General features: G+C 74.9%; 14 protein-coding genes and 1 pseudogene. 9 read left to right on the top strand and 6 right to left on the bottom strand.

The window, feature by feature from the left end:
- Window positions 1-144 precede the first annotated feature (144 nt).
- The gene (locus MUU72_RS26355) at window positions 145-483 is read right to left on the bottom strand and encodes a DUF3040 domain-containing protein (RefSeq protein ID WP_248015896.1); all 339 of its coding nucleotides are present in this window, start codon (window positions 481-483) and stop codon (window positions 145-147) included.
- Between the two features lie 303 nt (window positions 484-786).
- Between MUU72_RS26355 and MUU72_RS26350 the strand changes: the two genes are divergently transcribed.
- Together MUU72_RS26350 and MUU72_RS26345 are read left to right on the top strand one after the other, a co-directional pair.
- The gene (locus MUU72_RS26350; RefSeq protein WP_248015895.1) at window positions 787-1,743 is read left to right on the top strand and encodes a TIGR03557 family F420-dependent LLM class oxidoreductase; all 957 of its coding nucleotides are present in this window, start codon (window positions 787-789) and stop codon (window positions 1,741-1,743) included.
- A 201-nt stretch (window positions 1,744-1,944) separates the two neighbouring features.
- Complete coding sequence (locus tag MUU72_RS26345; protein WP_248015894.1) at window positions 1,945-4,587, top strand: DUF3376 domain-containing protein; 2,643 nt, start codon at window positions 1,945-1,947, stop codon at window positions 4,585-4,587.
- Here the strand turns inward: MUU72_RS26345 and MUU72_RS26340 are convergent.
- The gene (locus tag MUU72_RS26340; protein WP_248015893.1) at window positions 4,562-5,080 is read right to left on the bottom strand and encodes a ribonuclease FAU-1 family protein; all 519 of its coding nucleotides are present in this window, start codon (window positions 5,078-5,080) and stop codon (window positions 4,562-4,564) included. The two genes, MUU72_RS26345 and MUU72_RS26340, sit on opposite strands and share 26 nt — an antisense overlap.
- Window positions 5,081-5,545: 465 nt before the next feature.
- Here MUU72_RS26340 and MUU72_RS26335 point away from each other — a divergent pair, with 465 nt between their 5' ends.
- Window positions 5,546-7,270, top strand: a complete 1,725-nt coding sequence (locus tag MUU72_RS26335; protein ID WP_248015892.1) for a sensor histidine kinase — start codon at window positions 5,546-5,548, stop codon at window positions 7,268-7,270.
- A gap of 69 nt (window positions 7,271-7,339) precedes the next feature.
- On the opposite strand, the gene MUU72_RS26330 is transcribed toward MUU72_RS26335, so the two are convergent.
- Together MUU72_RS26330 and MUU72_RS26325 are read right to left on the bottom strand one after the other, a co-directional pair.
- On the bottom strand, window positions 7,340-7,693 hold the full coding sequence (locus MUU72_RS26330; protein ID WP_248015891.1) for a CU044_2847 family protein: 354 nt from the start codon (window positions 7,691-7,693) through the stop codon (window positions 7,340-7,342).
- Between the two features lie 122 nt (window positions 7,694-7,815).
- On the bottom strand, window positions 7,816-8,034 hold the full coding sequence (locus MUU72_RS26325) for a hypothetical protein (protein ID WP_248015890.1): 219 nt from the start codon (window positions 8,032-8,034) through the stop codon (window positions 7,816-7,818).
- Window positions 8,035-8,303: 269 nt separating this feature from the next.
- On the opposite strand from MUU72_RS26325, the gene MUU72_RS26320 reads away from it, so the two are divergent.
- The 5 genes and pseudogenes from MUU72_RS26320 (at window position 8,304) to MUU72_RS26305 (ending at window position 11,864) form a co-directional block, all read left to right on the top strand.
- Window positions 8,304-9,044 carry a Type 1 glutamine amidotransferase-like domain-containing protein gene (locus MUU72_RS26320; RefSeq protein WP_248015889.1) on the top strand — a complete coding sequence of 247 codons (741 nt, stop codon included), beginning with the start codon at window positions 8,304-8,306 and terminating at the stop codon, window positions 9,042-9,044.
- 537 nt (window positions 9,045-9,581) lie between these two features.
- Window positions 9,582-9,671, top strand: a pseudogene (locus tag MUU72_RS35430) (DUF6126 family protein); the annotation flags it as partial.
- 248 nt (window positions 9,672-9,919) lie between these two features.
- Window positions 9,920-10,429 carry a hypothetical protein gene (locus tag MUU72_RS26315; RefSeq protein WP_248015888.1) on the top strand — a complete coding sequence of 170 codons (510 nt, stop codon included), beginning with the start codon at window positions 9,920-9,922 and terminating at the stop codon, window positions 10,427-10,429.
- Between the two features lie 59 nt (window positions 10,430-10,488).
- Window positions 10,489-11,085, top strand: coding sequence for a SixA phosphatase family protein (locus MUU72_RS26310; RefSeq protein WP_248015887.1), 597 nt, complete (start codon window positions 10,489-10,491; stop codon window positions 11,083-11,085).
- 251 nt (window positions 11,086-11,336) lie between these two features.
- Window positions 11,337-11,864 (top strand): hypothetical protein, encoded by a 528-nt coding sequence (locus MUU72_RS26305; RefSeq protein ID WP_248015886.1) that lies wholly within the window; start codon window positions 11,337-11,339, stop codon window positions 11,862-11,864.
- A gap of 80 nt (window positions 11,865-11,944) precedes the next feature.
- On the opposite strand, the gene MUU72_RS35705 is transcribed toward MUU72_RS26305, so the two are convergent.
- Window positions 11,945-12,415, bottom strand: a complete 471-nt coding sequence (locus MUU72_RS35705) for an SHOCT domain-containing protein (protein ID WP_308403874.1) — start codon at window positions 12,413-12,415, stop codon at window positions 11,945-11,947.
- 198 nt (window positions 12,416-12,613) lie between these two features.
- Here MUU72_RS35705 and MUU72_RS26295 point away from each other — a divergent pair, with 198 nt between their 5' ends.
- Complete coding sequence (locus MUU72_RS26295; RefSeq protein WP_248015885.1) at window positions 12,614-13,747, top strand: baeRF2 domain-containing protein; 1,134 nt, start codon at window positions 12,614-12,616, stop codon at window positions 13,745-13,747.
- On the opposite strand, the gene ftsH is transcribed toward MUU72_RS26295, so the two are convergent.
- A complete protein-coding gene (gene ftsH / locus MUU72_RS26290; protein WP_248015884.1) occupies window positions 13,735-15,726 on the bottom strand; it encodes an ATP-dependent zinc metalloprotease FtsH in 1,992 nt (663 codons plus the stop codon). The genes MUU72_RS26295 and ftsH overlap by 13 nt on opposite strands.
- Window position 15,727: the final 1 nt, after the last annotated feature.

The following is a 15,727-nucleotide window of genomic DNA, read 5'->3' as shown; positions in this document are numbered from 1 at the left end:
CTCGCGTCGGTGTGCTCGCAGTCCGGGCCGCGTTGCCTCCTCCGGCGCCGGAAGGCCCGGCGCCGGTGCGTCCGGCCCGTGTCCCGTGGTGTGCCCGGCCCGTTCCCCGCGGTGCGTGGCCCGTTGCCCGCGTGCCGGGCGGTGTCAGCGGTCGTCCGGGCTCCGCAGCCGCGACCGCCGGCACACCAGCCGGAGCAGGCAGGCCAGGGCCAGTCCCGACACCGACGCGCACGCCGATACCAGGGCCGTCGCGGAGGCCGTGGCGGCCGGGATCAGGACACCCCGGGCCACGGCTCCCAGCGCGCGCACGGCCAGGCAGCCGTCGCGCCGCGGTGGGGGGTGGGGGGTGGGCGGTGCCGGTGGCGGCGGGGCGTTCCAGCGCATCGTCGTCAGGCGGCGGTCCAGTTCCGCGTCGTCCGCACGCAGGTCCTGCTCGATCTGCGCCAGGAGGTAGCGCTCCCGGCGGGACAGTGCCTCAGTCATCGCGGTCGCCTCCGTGAGAAAGCGCCAACGCCTCCCGTCCTCCCTCCACTCTGGTCCCGGGCGGCCCGCCCGGCAATCGCTGACCCGCGGGCCGGCGCGGGCCCGGTGTGCCGGGCGGGCCGGGCGCCCCGCGTGCGGACGTCCGCGAACGTTCGTACGGTCGAAGGCGAAGAGGCCGGGCACCTCCCCCACTCACCCCGCTCGGTCCACGTCCCCCGCCTTCCCCGGCACACCGGCCCCAACCGGTTCGCCCCGGCCCGGACCCGGCGCGCCGCCCCTCCCCCACCCCGCCCCGGAGGCCCCATGCCCGACTACGGCTACTTCCTCTCCTGCGAAGAGCACGCACCGGCCGCTCTGGTCGAGCAGGCCAGGATGGCCGAACAGGCCGGTTTCAGCTCGCTGTGGATCTCCGACCACTTCCACCCGTGGAACGACGCGCAGGGCCAGAGCCCGTTCGTCTGGTCGGTGATCGGGGCGCTCTCCGAGGCCACCTCGCTGCCCGTGGAAACCGCCGTGACCTGCCCCACCGTGCGGTTGCACCCGGCGGTCACGGCCCAGGCGGCCGCCACCGCCGCGGTGCAGACCGGGGGGCGCTTCCGCCTCGGGGTGGGCAGCGGTGAAGCGCTCAACGAGCACATCCTCGGGCACCGCTGGCCCCAGGCGGCGGTCCGCCTGGAGATGCTGGAAGAGGCCGTGCAGATCATGCGGCAGCTCTTCACCGGCCGGGAGGTCAGCCACCACGGCAAGCACTACACCGTGGAGAACGCCCGGCTCTACACCGTCCCCGCGAAACCGGTCCCCATCGACGTCTCGGGATTCGGTCCGGCCGCCACCGAACTGGCCGGCCGGATCGGCGACGGCTTCGTGACCATGGCGCCGGACGGCGAGGCGGTGGAGCGCTTCCGGCGCAGCAGCCGCGGGACCAAACCGGCCATGGGCGGACTGAAGGTGTGCTGGTCCACCGATCGCGAGGCGGCCGTGCGGACCGCCCACCGGCTGTGGGCCAACGAGCAACTCCCGGGCGAGCTGCCGCAGATCCTGCCCACACCGCGCCACTTCGAGCAGGCGGTCACGCTGGTCACGCCGGAGCGCGTCGCCGAGCACGTGCCCTGCGGCGACGACCCCGAGGCCCACCTGGCGGCGATCAACGCCTACACCGCGGTCGGCTTCGACACCGTCTGCATCAACCAGATCGGCCCGGACCAGCAGGGCTTCTTCGACTTCTACCGCACCAAGGTGCTGCCGCAGCTGCCGGGCTGACGCGGCACCGCCCGCGCCCTCCACCCTGGAAGCCCGCCCCGGGAGCCCACCCCGCGAGCCCGTCCCGCCGCCGTCACCGCCGCGTCACCCGGCCGTGACGGCGGCACCGTACGCGCTGGCGCCTCGGCGGGCGCGGCGGAAGCATCGGCGGTGGGACCGTTGTGCCGCCTCCCGCGCGCACCGTCACGGAAGGGGATGGGCATGACCACGGACCTGCCGGTGGCCTCCCACGAAACCCGGCTGGCGCTGGTCCTGAACGGTGGCGTCAGCCTCGCCGTGTGGATGGGCGGGGTGACGCACGAGATGGATCTGCTGCGCCGGGCCTCGGCTGCCGCCCCGGATGCGGACGGGACCGCCGACGGCATCGGCGAACGGGACCGGGCCATCTTCCGGATCTGGCAGCGGCTGGCCCGCAAGGCCGGCACCAAAATCGTCATCGACATCATCTCGGGGACGTCGGCCGGCGGGATCAACGGGCTGATCCTGGCGGCGGCGATCGCCCGCGGTGCGAAACTCCCGCCGCTCAGCGACCTGTGGGTGAACGCGGCGTCCTTGCGCAAGCTGCTGGACCCGCCGCCCGAGAAGAGCGTGCTCAACGGTGACACCTTCACCGCGGAGGTGGACAGGGCGGTGCGCGGTATCGAGGGGGGCGCGGGCCGCAGCCGGCACCCGGTCACCCTCTTCGTCACGGCGACGGCGCTGGACGGGCGCAACCAGACCTACCGGGACGGCTTCGGAACAGAATTCCAGATCCGCGACCACCGGCGGCTCTACCGCTTCCAGCAGGAGGACATCCAGATCACCTACGAGACGAACGACCTGCGGAACTGGGAATTCGCCCAGCGGCCCGTCTCGCACTTCACCAACGGCGATCTCCCGGCGCTGGTCCGGGCCGCCCGGGCCACCGCCGGATTCCCCGTCGCGTTCCCGCCGGTTTCGGAATACCCGATGCTGGACCGCAGGGTCCTGCCGGACCCCGATCTCGATTTCCCGGCCAGCTGCGTCATCGACGGCGGTGTCCTGAACAACGCACCGTTCGGCCCGGTACTCGCGGAAATCACCCGGCGGAAACTCGACCGGCCCATGAAGCGCGTCGTGGTGTACGTCGTCCCGTCCATCGGGCGGCTGGCGCAGGAGAGCACAAAGCAGGAGCTGTGCGGGGAGATCAGGTGGCACACCGCGGCGCTGAACGCGATCCGCTACCCGCAGGAGGTGAATCTCCGGTCCGGAATGGAGGACCTCGCCGCACGCCTCGGGTCGAGCATCCGGGACCAACAGCTCGATCTCTTCCAGCGGTTGAGCGACCCGCGGAACCACGGCGACGGAAAGCTCTACGCACACATCCGGAGCGTCGCCGGGAACCTCACCAACGAGTACCGCCGCAGCCGGGCCGCCGCCCTCCTCTACGACCTGCGCAAACGGATCAGTGAAAGCAGCGACATCAGCACCCTCATCGTGACCCCGGAACTGGACAGCACACGGATCGACGGCGTCCTCGGCGCACACCGGAGCGGCGACGGCGGCTGGCGGCACCCCAGCTGGATCCCCTGCTACGACCAGCCGCTGGAATTCACCGCCGACCAGCCGTGGAACTGGGGGATCATCGCGGCGGAACGCGTCATCCAGTGCCTCATCGGCCACCTCCTCGAACTGCTCGGCCACCAGGAGGACGAAGCCGTGCAGCAGGCGCTGTCGGAGGGCGGGCAGCGGATCAGCAGGTGCTTGCGCCAGGTACTCGCCGTCGGGGACGCGCTCGACTCCGAACTGCGGGCGACCGCCGACCCGAACGACCTGGCGGAGGAAGGGGCCGCCCACCTCTACGACGAGGTGTTCACCCGGCTCGGCGTACCGGAATGCCTGCGCCGCATCGTCGTGGCGGCGAGCGAGAGCTATGTGCGGGCGATGTCGTCGGCGGGACTCCACAACGGCTGGAGCGCCGAGGACGTGGTCACGGCCGGTCTGATCGTGGAGGTCCTCACCCGGGTCTACGCGCCGCCGTCGAAACTGGTGGAGCCGCTCTCCCCGAAATTCGCGTTTCTGCGGCTCGGGCCGGACACCATGAGCCCGCTGTTCCACGAGGATCACCTGGACGACTTCGGCGACCGCAAACTGTACGGGACGCGCCTTTCCCACTTCGGCGCCTTCGCCAATCCCGACTGGCGGCAGTCCGATTTCACCTGGGGCCGCCTGGACGCCGCCCACCACCTGCTCGGCCTGCTCAGCGGTCTGGGGAAGGACGAGCGCAAACAGGCGGAGCGCGAATTGCACCGGGCCATCCTGGCCGCCGAGGCTCCCCCGGACCAGGCCACCGGAAAACGGCGCACCGCGGAAGAGGCCCGGGCATGGATGGCCGAGCACCTCCGGGAACTGGGCGCGAAGGACAGTGAACTGCTCCTGCGGCACGCCAGGACGCCGGAGGGAATACGGAATGCCGCCCAGATCGGTGATGCCGTGATGCGGCTGCTCAATGACGCGGGGAATCCGGACACCCCCGGAATTCCCGGCTGGCTCAGGGTCTGGCGGAGGGCGGTGGAATACGGCCGGTCCACCTTCGCCGAACCGGCCGATCTGGAAGGCCCCGACCGCAAACTGACGCGCCGTCAGCGCAGTCCGGTGCGCCGGGTCCCGACCGCCTACGTCCGCTACCGCGCCCGCGAAGCCTACCGGCGCGACCCGCTCCAGGTGCCGACGGTGGTGAAGCAGGCCGGCGAGCAGACCGCCGGGGCGCTGCTCGGGCTGTGCTTCGTGTGCGGCGGCCTGGCCGGGCGGCTCCGCAGGCCGGTCGGGGCCGGGTGGCTCAACGGCCGCGCCGGGCCGGTCAGGGGGCCGTCGGCGGGCCGGTGAGCGCCGGCAGCCGCCCGGCGCGGGCGAGCGCGTCGAGTTCCTCCAGGGCGCTGCGGGCCCGGGCCGCCGCGGCCGGATCGCGCTCCGCGATGCCGCTGTCCGCGAACTCGTCCTCGTCCAGCCGGAGCACCGGCCCGCCGTCCGGCGCACACCACAGGTCCAGGTCCAGGTCCTCCACCGCGATCCCGTCCGCGCCGACCTCGGCGGGCCGGGTCACGTCGCAGTACCAGCCCTTGAGCGTGCCGTCCGCGGCCCTGACCTCCTTCACCGCGTACCAGCGGTCGCGCCAGTAGTGCTCGGTGAACAGGTCCCCCGGCTCGAACCGCACGAACCCGAAGTCCCGTACGCCGGGCCGCGCCCAGGGGGCCCGCACGACCGCCCGGACGCCGTCGTCACGCACCACCGTCGCGGGGTAACGCACCTTGGTACGCCCCGCCTTGACCAGGGTGACGTGCACCTCGCCGCCGGTCGTGAGCACCGTGCCGTCCGCCATGTCCGCCCCTCTCCACGCCACCGTTCCGTCCGGACACCAGCCGCCCGATGGCCGACCGTCCGATCGCCGACCGACCGTCCGATCGCCGACCGTCCGGCCGCGAGCCGTCTGGTGCCGAGTGCACCTTCTCCCGGGCGGGACGGGTGGGGCCACCGGATTTCGCCACGGGCCCAGGGGCGCAACCGGCGGCACCCTGGGCGCGACACCGGCGCCGCACGGCAGCCGGGGCCGGGGCCCGGAGGCCGGGGCCCGGGGCCCGGGGCCCGGGGCCCGGGGCCCGGGGCCCGGGGGCTCTCGCCCGGCCCGCCCGGGCGCCCGCCGCGCACCGGGGCCTCGCCCCCGCCCGGTCCCGGCTACGCACCGCGGGCGAGCGCGCACACCGCGTCCGAGAAGCGGTGCGATGCGGCCCCCCGCACTACCGTGGGGGTGTGGCCGGGCGCGGACCCCGGCCGCGGCGGAGGTCCCGTGGGCGAGAATCCCGGACGGACGGACGGCGCGCGGCCGCTGCTGCACGCGCTGCCGCGGGAACTGCTGGAACGGCTGCGCACGGTGCAGGAGCCCTCGGGCCGGTCGCAGCATCTGCTGCTCGAAGCCATCCTGTCGGTGGGCGCGGGGCTGGACGTGCAGCAGGTCCTGCGCCAGATCGTCGAGGCCGCCGTGGTCGTCGCCGACGCGCGGTACGGCGCGCTCGGGGTGATCGGCCCGGACGGCAGGCTCCGGCAGTTCCTGCCGGCCGGCCTGTCCGAGGAGCAGTTCAAGGCCATCGGCGACCTGCCGGCCGGCCACGGCATCCTCGGCGAACTGATCCGGCACCCCGTTCCGCTCCGGCTCGACGAACTGGGTGAGCACCCCGCTTCCTACGGCTTCCCGCCGCACCACCCGGCGATGCACTCGTTCCTGGGGGTCCCGATCCGGGTCCGGGACGAGGTCTTCGGCAATCTGTACCTGACCGAGAAGCGCGGCGGCGGGTCGTTCACCGAGGACGACGAGACGCTGCTGACGACGCTGGCGGTGGCCGCCGGCGGCGCCATCGAACACGCCCGGCTCTACCAGGAGGCCCGCAACCGGCAGGAGTGGCTGGAGGCCAACAGCGAGATCGTCGCCGGGCTGCTGCCGGGGGCCCGGGAATCCGACGTGCTCGCCACCATCCTCGATCATGCGGTGCGCATCCTCTCCGCCGATCTCGGGGTCCTGGCGCTGCCGGCCGAGGGCGACCGCCTCCGCATGGCGCTGGCCTCCGGTGTCGACGCGCACGCCCACCGCGGTCTGGTCCTCCCCCGCCACGGCTCGTTCGCGGGCGCCGCGCTGGCCGCCGAACGCCCCCTGATCAGCGACGACATCGAACACGATCCGCGCGTCACGACCGGCCCGCCGCGCTGGTGGGGGCTGGGGCCCGCGGTCGCGGTGCCGATGGCCACCGGCGACCGGATCCGCGGTGTGCTGCTGCTGGCCCGGTTGCGCGGGCGCGCCCCGTTCACCGAGCCGGAGACCGCACCGCTGCTGACGTTCGCCGGTCAGGCCGCGCTCGCCATGGAGCTCGCCGAGCAGCGGGCGGCCGCGGACCAGGTGACCCTGCTCAGGGACCGCGACCGGATCGCCCGCGACCTGCACGACCTGGCGATCCAGCGGCTCTTCGCGATCGGGATGACCCTGCAGAGCACCGTGCGCTTCGTCGATCACCCGGAGGCCGGCGAGCGGCTGCTGCGCGCGGTGGACGACCTGGACGAAACCATCAAGATCATCCGCTCCACCATCTTCGGGCTGCGCACCCGCGACACCGCACGCGACCGGCAGGGCCTGCGCTCCCGCACCGTCACCGCGCTGGAGGAGGCGTCCCGCACCCTGGGCTTCACCCCCGCCCTCCACATGGCCGGTCTGCTGGACACCGACGTCCCGGAGGAGCTGGCCGGTCACGTGCTGGCCGTGCTCGGCGAAGCGCTGAGCAATATCGCCCGGCACGCCCGGGCCGGCGCGGCGGACGTCTCCCTGGCGCTCCACGACCGCCGGCTGACGCTCACCGTGACCGACGACGGCGTGGGCATCCGCGGTGCCGGCGGCCGGCGCAGCGGACTGCGGAACCTCGCCCGGCGCGCCGAGGACGCCGGCGGCGAACTGACCGTCGAGGCACCGCCCGACGGCGGCACACGCCTCATCTGGTCGGCACCGCTGCCCGATGACGACCACCGCTGAGGGCCGCGCGCTCGCCGACGATCACCGCTGAGGGCCGCCGCGCTCGTCGACGTCAGGCCGCCGGGCCGGTCAGGTGGTCCCGGGGGCTCGCGTCCACCGCAGGGTCACCGCGAAGTTCACCTCGGCGGTGCCCTTGGCCACGATCACCGTGCCGCTGCCGCCCACCTTCAGTCCGAAGGTGATCAGCGTTTCGTCCGGCTCCATCTCCCGTACCGTGCGCGCCACTTGGGTCAGCGCCGGGCGGACCTGCGCCAGCGCCTCCTCCAGGGAAACCTTGGCCCGGGCGATGCCCCCGTCCTGGCCGGCGACGCTTTCCACACCAGGGGGAACAGCTCCGGTGGGGAGGAGTGCGGCGTCGGTCTCGAAGACCACCACCCGTCCGTCGCCCTCACCGTCAACCGGAACGGCTACCAGGTCCGCCACATCGGTCTCCCAGGGATCGTCGCTTCCGCCCCGCCGCGCGCGGACCACCCCGGCACGCCCGCGGCGTCACGGTGTGCGTGGTGGTCGCGGTCGCCAGCGTAGGCGATGGCCTGGCGCGACGGTCAGCCGTACATCCCCGCCCAGGCCGGCTCGTCGTGACGCCGCCACACCACCACGGGCCACCGGTCCGGATCCGGGCCGTCCATCAGCCAGCCCAGCTCGTTGGCGTTGCAGCCGGTGCCCCGGGCCAGGACCGCCTCCGCGCCGTAGGAGCGCCCCGGGACGCCACCGTCCAGTGCCCACAGCCCGCACAGACCGGGTATCTGCTCGGCTAGGGACACGCTCCGGGCCCGCCCCCTGTGTGAACGGCCGCGCCCGGCCTGCCGCTTCGTCCTGCTCGCCCGGCTGCACGCCCGGCTGCTCGTCCTGCCGATCGTTCTGCCGGCAACCATAACGGTGGCCACTGACAAGGCCCGGCGACCAGCCCCCTGCCGCCTGCCGTGACAGCGCAACCACGGGAAACGGCAGGCCCGTTGACGACGGACACCGGGCGGCGGACCGGCCGCGGGAGCGCCCCGAGGCCACCGACCCCCGAGGTAGGGTCATGACCATGACGAACGGACCCCAACCCACCATCCTCGCGACGTCCGGAGGGCACCGGGCGGGCGGCCGCACCATGGTGACGTTCAACTCCTTGGTGCACCACGCGGTCGAACTCTCCGGTGCGCACGGCCGGCGCCCCCGCGTGCTCTACGTCGGCACCGCCATCGGGGACGCCGAGCACTTCACCTCCCGGATGACCGAGGCCGCCCGGGTGGCGGGCTTCGACCTGACGCCGCTGCACCTGTTCCCCATGCCCAACGTGGCGGACGTCGAGGAAACCGTCCTCGCGCAGGACGTGGTCTGGGTGATGGGCGGCTCGGTGGCCAATCTGCTGGCCGTCTGGCGGGTCCACGGACTGGACCGCATCCTGCGCCGCGCCTGGCAGGCGGGGGTCGTGCTGAGCGGGGTCAGCGCGGGATCGCTCTGCTGGTTCCAGGGCGGTGCGACCGACTCGTTCGGACCGGAACTGCGTCCGGTCACCAACGCGCTCGGCTTCCTCCCGTACGGCAACGGCGTGCACTACGACGTCGATCCGGGCCGGCGGCCGCTGATCCACCGGATGGTCGCGGCGGGCGCCCTGCCGTCCGCGCACTGCACGGACGACGGGGTGGGGCTGGTCTATCGGGGCACCGAGCTGGTCGAGGCGGTCAGCGAAGTACCCGGCAAGGGCGCCTACGTGGTCACCCGGGACGGCGACGCGGCGGTGGAGGAACGCATCGAGCCGCGTCGGCTGCCGCCGGTGCCGTAACCTCCGCGCGCCCCCTCGGGCGCTCCCGCCACCGCACCCCGCGCGCCACCCACCCGCCCGTCGCCCGGGACGCCGCCGACCTGGAGGCGTCAAGGTTCTCCTCCACCCAGTCGCGCAGCGCCCCCAGCGGTACGGCCTGCCCGGCCCGCCGCCATGGCGTTCGAGGACGTGGTGGCGCCGGTGGAAGTGGTGCGGACCTGGTGGGCGGTGCAGCCGGTGGTGCGGGTCGCCGGCTGACCGCGGCGCCGGCCGCGCTCGTGCACCGGGGCCCGGGCCGGGCCCGGTGCCGCCCCGCCTTAGAATCGAAGGGTCTCGCAGTTCGCCTTCGTCTCTTCGGCGTCGGGTACGAGCCGGCCGCGCCCGCCCCGCCCCACCCGGCAGCACCCAGAGGGCAAGAGAAGCAAGGACGAGAGAAGCACCGCCATGACCGACGTCCACACCGCAGACCGTCCCGCCCCGGACACCGCCGACTCCGCGGCCGACGAGCCGTCGTTCGGCGGCGGCATGTCCGAGGCCCGTAAGTAACGGGGCGCGTCCTGGCGGGTGTTCATCTACGTGGCCGGAAGCCATCTGCTGCTCGGTTTCCTGGCCCTGCTGTTCTACCTGGGCTCGCACGCGCAGAAGTGACGCCTCGCGCGCCGGCCCCCGCCGCGTCGCGGAACGAAACGATCACGTGAGGAAGACGTGACGGGGTGAAGAAGAAGTGACGGAGTGAGGTCCGCATCGGGGCGGATGGGTGCGTAATGGGGTCGTCATGAGGACGGAGTGAGCGCATCGCGGCCGGTTCGCCCGGCCGCGCCCGTCGTACGCACCCCGGACGCCTACCCGGGGTAGGTATCCGGGTGTCGCAGGCAAGTGAGAGGAGTTGACCGGCGGTGATCGCCGTCGTTGGGCACAGTGACCTCACCGCGCCGACGCTGAAGCTGCTACAGGAGGACGTGCGGGAAACCCTCCGGCGGATCGCCCCGCCGGGCGCCACCGTGGTCGTCCGCGCGGGCCGGGGGCTGCCGCTGGCCATCGGGCGGGCCGCCCGGAGGACGGGCGTGCCGATGGTGGCGGTGCTGCCGGCCCAGGAGTCCGAACCCGCGCTGCTCCCGGAGGCCGACCGGGCGGCGGCCGGGGAACTGCTCTACCTCTCCGCACACGTCCGGCTCATGACGTACGACCCGGCCGACCCCGCCGAGTGCGTCGCGGCGGACGAGCGCCTGATCGCTTCCTGCGCCACGCTCCTCGCGGTCTGGGACGGCTCCCCCGACGGCTCCTGCGACGACGGGCCGGACGCCATGGGGCACCTGGTCGAGTACGCCCGCCTGCGGGGCGTCGCGACCGAGGTCCTGTGGTCACCGGCGTACGCCCGGGGCGGCACGCCCACGCTGTCCCCGTGACCGGGCGCCGGGGCACGGCTGCCGGGAGGACGAGGGGGCTCATGGGTAGGGTCCCGTTGATGGATGACTGTGCCGAGGGAGCGTCCGCCGCGGCAGCGGCCCGCCGGGCGCCCGCACCGCCGGCGGCGACGCCCGGGGCCGCCCGTCTGATCGTGCTGCGCCATGCGAAGTCGGCCTGGCCGGCGGGCGTGCCGGATCACGAGCGGCCGCTCGCGGGGCGGGGCCGCCGGGACGCCCCCGCGGCCGGGCGGTGGCTGCGCGCAGCGGGCTGCGAGCCCGAGGTGGTGGTCTGCTCGACGTCCCGGCGGACCCGGGAGACGTGGGAACGGGTCGCGGCGGAGCTGGGCCCCGCACCAGAGGTCGTCTTCGAACCGCGGGTCTACGGGGCGAGCGCGTCGGTCCTGCTCGACGTGGTGCGCGGACTCCCCGACCGGTGGCGGACCGCCCTGCTGATCGGCCACCGGCCGGCCGTACAGGAGCTGGTGCTGATGCTGGCCGGCGCGGGCGAGGCGGAGGCGCTGGAGCGGGCCCGGGAGAAGTTCCCGACCTCGGGGGTGGCGGTGCTGACCGTGCCCGGCGGCTGGGCCGGCCTCTCCCCCGGTGCGGCGGTGCTCACCGCGTTCGCCGTACCGCGGGGCGCCCCGGACCGCCACTGACGGTGATCCGACAGCCGTACCCTCCGGGAAGCGGCTCCCCGTCGGCGCCCGGCCGAGCACCCTGCCCCAACGGCTCCCGGGCTCTGGCCCGTCCGGCCCTTCCCCACCCGGCCGCCAGGGAGGATAACGAAACTGATCGCGGGAGAACGACAGGGACCGCGATCGTCATCAGACTCTGGCGTCATCAGACTCTGGGAACCACCGCTGGTAACCGGTAGGAACGAATGGCCGGTAGGGAACGGGTGACCGGCATGGCGGATCGCCTCCGCGCCGACGCCCGTGCGGGCGGCGGGGGACGGAAGCGGGACGGGGCGGCGCGGGCCGACTACGGGGGCGCGGTCTACGGGTCGTTGCAGGCCGCAGCCGTGGTGGCCGGGACCGCCACCTTCGGCCCGTTCCCCCGGCTTGGGCTGATCGTGCTGCTGCTCGTCACCGGGCTGGTGCTCTGGGCCGGACACGTCTACGCCCACCTCGTCGGCGCGCTGGCGTCGTACCGGGACCTGACGTGGGGCGCGGTCCGCCGGGTGGCGGGGCATGAGTGGCCGATCGCGCAGGCGGCGGTGGCCCCGGCCGCCGCGGTGGCGGTCAGTCCGCTGCTGCGGCTGGACCTGGCGGGCACCGCGTGGTTCGCGCTGTCCGTCGCCGTGGCCCAGCAGATCGGCTGGGGGACGACGGCCGCGGTCCGGGCCGGTGCGTCCCGGCGGCTGGTCGTGGTGTCCGCCGTGGTCAACCTGGTGCTCGGGCTGGCCATCGTGGTGGTCAAGGCGGAGTTGCACTGACGTGGCGGGCAGCGAGGGCGCAGGCGGGAACTCCACCGGGTAGCGGGTATCGCGGTGCGGGCCCGGGGCCGTCGAACCGGTCAAGCCGGTGGCGGCGGCGCGCCGCCCCGCTCCCCACCCGGACCCGCCGCCTCGCCCGGACCGCCCGGACCGGCCGGCTCGCCCGGTCCCCGGGGCCCTCCTGGTGCCCCCGGTCCTCCCTCCCCGCCGCGCCCGGCCCAACCGCGCGCGGCGCCACCGCTCCCGGTCGCCCCCCGCTGCGCGCCCGCCTGCGCGGCGGTGCGGAGGACGGCCAGCCGCCGGTGGTACTCCTCGTCCTCGATCTCGCCGCGGGCGTAGCGCTCGGCGAGGATCTGCTCGGCGCCTGGCCCGGCGCCGGGGTGCCGGCCCGGGGAGCCGCGGCCCGGCTCGTCGCCGCCGTGCGGCCCCGGGCGGGCCAGGGCGCGGAAGACCAGGATGCCGACCGTGATCACCAAGGCCCAGAACAGCACCATGCCGAGCATCGCGGCAGGCCATCCCCAGCCCCCGCCGTGGCCGTACCAGAACATCATCGGGCGTCACCTTCCCTGCTCAGGGGCGATGCGGGGCCCTGCGGAGGGCCGCCGTCGCGCACCCGCCCTCTCCTCGATTCTCGCTCGCCGCGGGCCGGGTGGGGGCATGCTGGAGTGGAGGGGCGGCGGCGCCCGCGCGGGGCCGGTGAGACGGCGCCCGGCGGGCTGTTCCGCCCGCCGGCCGTCCTGGTGGTGGCGATGCGACTGTCCTTCCTGGAACCGCTCTACCGGCAGCCGGGCCCGTTCGCGTCCGTCTACGTGGACACCTCGCGGGCCGGCGCCCCGGGCGATCCGGACGCCGCCCTGGCGCTGCGGTGGCGGCGGTTGCGCGACGCCCTGGTGGCCGAGGGCGCCGACGAGAACTCGCTCGCGGCGCTGGCCGGCACGGTGGGCAGCGATGCCGAGGTGCCGGGGCTGCACGGCCAGGCGGTGTTCACCGCGCACGGCGCCCTGGTGCTGCAAGGGGAACTTCCGGTTCCGCCGGTACGGGACACCGCCCACTTCGGCGCGCTGCCGGACACCATGCCGCTGATCGCCCAGCACGCGCCCGAGATCCCGTACGTGGCCGCCTACGTCCACTACGCGGGGCGGCATTCGACGGATGCCCGCGGCCGGGTCCGGATCGAGTCCGAGGCGGGCAGGTGGCCGCTGACGAGGGTGGCGCCCGGCGAGCGGTGCGAGGAGCGCATTCCGGTCGCCGAGTGGCCGCGGGCGGCGGAACGGTGGGGCCGGCGGCTCGCGGCGCAGGCCCACCACCTCGGTGCGGACACCCTGGTGCTGGCCGGCGACACCTGGGCCCGCGGGATCCTGGCCCGCCGGCTCCCGGCCAGGCTGCGCGGGCGGCTGACGGCCGTGGGGCCGGGCGGGGCGCCGCGACCGGGCCGGGCGCTGCTGGAGCACCGGCTCGACGAACTGTTCAGCGGCCGGCTGGCGGCCCGTGACGAGGCGCTGGTGGACGCCTTCCTCACCCAGCGGGCACTGCGCGGGGCGGCCGCTGAAGGGCTGCCGGCCACCCTGGCGGCGCTCCAGCGGGGACAGGTCGGCGCGCTCTTCGCCTCCGAACGCCGCGCGCCGCCCCCGGACCTGTGGGTGGGCCCGGAGCCGGCCCAACTGGCGCTCACCGAGGGCGAGCTGCGGTCGTACGGGGTCGGTCCGGTGCGGCGGGAGCACGCCGACGCCGCGCTGGCCCGGGCCCTGGTGGGCACGGGTGCGGAGCTGGTCCTCGTACCGGAGCGGCGGCTCCGGCTGCGGGACGGGGTGGGCGCGCTGCTGCGGTACGCGGACCGGCCCGGGGCCGGGCGGCCCGGGTCCCGCGGCCGTCAGCCCTCCTGAGGCCCGGCGCGGTCGGCGGGCCGCCCGGGTGGGCCGCCGGGGGCGCCCTCCCCCGCGGCGCCCGTCCCGGGCAGGCCCGGGCCCCGCAGGACGTCGAGGACCACCGAGCCGTCGATCGTCTCGCGGGTGGTGAGCAGGTCGGCGAGGCGGTCCAGGGCGGGGCGGTGGCCGCGGAGGAGGTCGGTGGCGCGGAGTTCGGCCTGGCGGACCAGGCGGGTGGTCTCCTCGTCGATGAGGCGCTGGGTCTGCTCGGAGTACGGGCGGTGCAGGGTGTCGTCGGCGGGCTCGTCGCCGAAGCGGTGCGGGAGGCCGGTGCTGGCGTAGCCGACCGGGCCGAGGGCGGGCGAGAGGCCGAATTCGCGGACCATCCGGCCGGCGATCTGGGTGGCGCCCGCCAGGTCGTCGGCGGCGCCGGTGGAGCCTTCGCCGAAGACGACGAGTTCGGCGGCCCGGCCGCCGAGCCGGACGGTGAGCAGATCGGTCAGGTAGCCCTCGGTGTAGAGGCGCCGCTCGGCCTCCGGGAGCTGTTCGGTGGCGCCCAGCGCGGGCCCCGAGGGCAGGATGGTCACCTTGGCGACCGGGTCGGCGTGCGGGCACAGCGCGGCGACCAGGGCGTGGCCGGACTCGTGCACGGCGACCGCGTGCCGCTCCTCGGGGAGCAGGGCGTTGGAGGTCTCCCGCCGCCCGAGCAGGACCCGGTCCCGGGCGCTGTCGAGGTCCCGGGCGGTGATGACCGTCCCGCCCGTGCGGACGGCGTGGATGGCGGCCTCGTTGACGAGGTTGGCGAGGTCGGCGCCGGAGAAGCCGGGGGTGGCGCGGGCGGCCACGTTCCAGTCGACGTCGGTGGCGAGTTTCTTGCCGCGGGCGTGGACGGCGAGGATGGCCGCCCGCTCGGCCTGGTTGGGCAGCGGGACGGTGACGTGCCGGTCGAAGCGGCCGGGCCGCAGCAGCGCCGGGTCGAGGGCCTCGGGGCGGTTGGTGGCGGCGAGGACGACGATGCCGGTGCTCTGGTCGAAGCCGTCCATTTCGGCCAGCAGCTGGTTGAGGGTCTGCTCGCGTTCGTCGTTGCCGCCCAGCCGGACGCCGCCGCGGCGGCTGCCGACCGCGTCGATCTCGTCGATGAAGATGATCGAGGGGGCGCGTTTGCGGGCCTCGTCGAAGAGGTCGCGGACGCGGGAGGCGCCGACGCCGACGAACATCTCGACGAAGGCGGAGCCGGTCACCGACAGGAACGGCACCGCCGCCTCCCCGGCCACCGCCCGGGCGATCAGCGTCTTGCCGGTGCCCGGCGGCCCGACCATGAGCACTCCGCGCGGGCCGGTCGCGCCGACCACCGCGTACCGCTCGGGGTGCCGCAGGAAGTCGACGACCTCGCTGATCTCCTGTTTGACGCCGTCGTAGCCGGCGATGTCGCCGAAGCGGGTGGTGGGGCGCTCGGCCTCGATGATCCGGGCCTTGGAGCGGCCGATTCCGCCGAGGCCGCCGGTCAGGGTGCGGGCCGCCTGGCGTCCGGTCCACAGGAACAGCGCCCCCAGCAGCACCAGCGGCAGGAGCAGCGCGGCGAGCGCCCCGACCCAGCCGGCGCCGCCCCCGCCCCCGGAGGCGGTGATGTCGACGTGCTGGGCGCGGAGCTGCTGGGCCAGGCCGGTGTTGCCGAGCGCGGTGGGGATCCGGGTGGTGAACTTCCGGCCGTCCTTGAGCGTGCCGTCGACCCCGCCCTTGTCGTCGATGTCGACGGTCCTGACCTGCCCGGCGCCGACCTTGCCCAGGAAGGCGCTGTAGGTCAGGGCGGTCCCCGAGGGGCTGTGGGTCCGGCTGAGCAGCAGGACGAAGACCGCGAGCAGGACGACCGGCAGCAGCCAGGGCCGCCAGGCCGGCGGGCGCGGTCCGCCGGCCGGCGCCTTGGGCGGCTCCCGGGGCGGCCCGGGCTTGGCCGAGCGCGTGGCGTGGCGCCCCGGCAGGCGGACTGCGGTGATCACG

This window comes from Streptomyces rhizoryzae (genome assembly GCF_023155275.1).
GTDB lineage: Bacteria > Actinomycetota > Actinomycetes > Streptomycetales > Streptomycetaceae > Streptomyces > Streptomyces rhizoryzae.
Note: the sequence above shows the minus strand (reverse complement) of the source record. Positions and strands in the feature narration are given on the sequence as shown.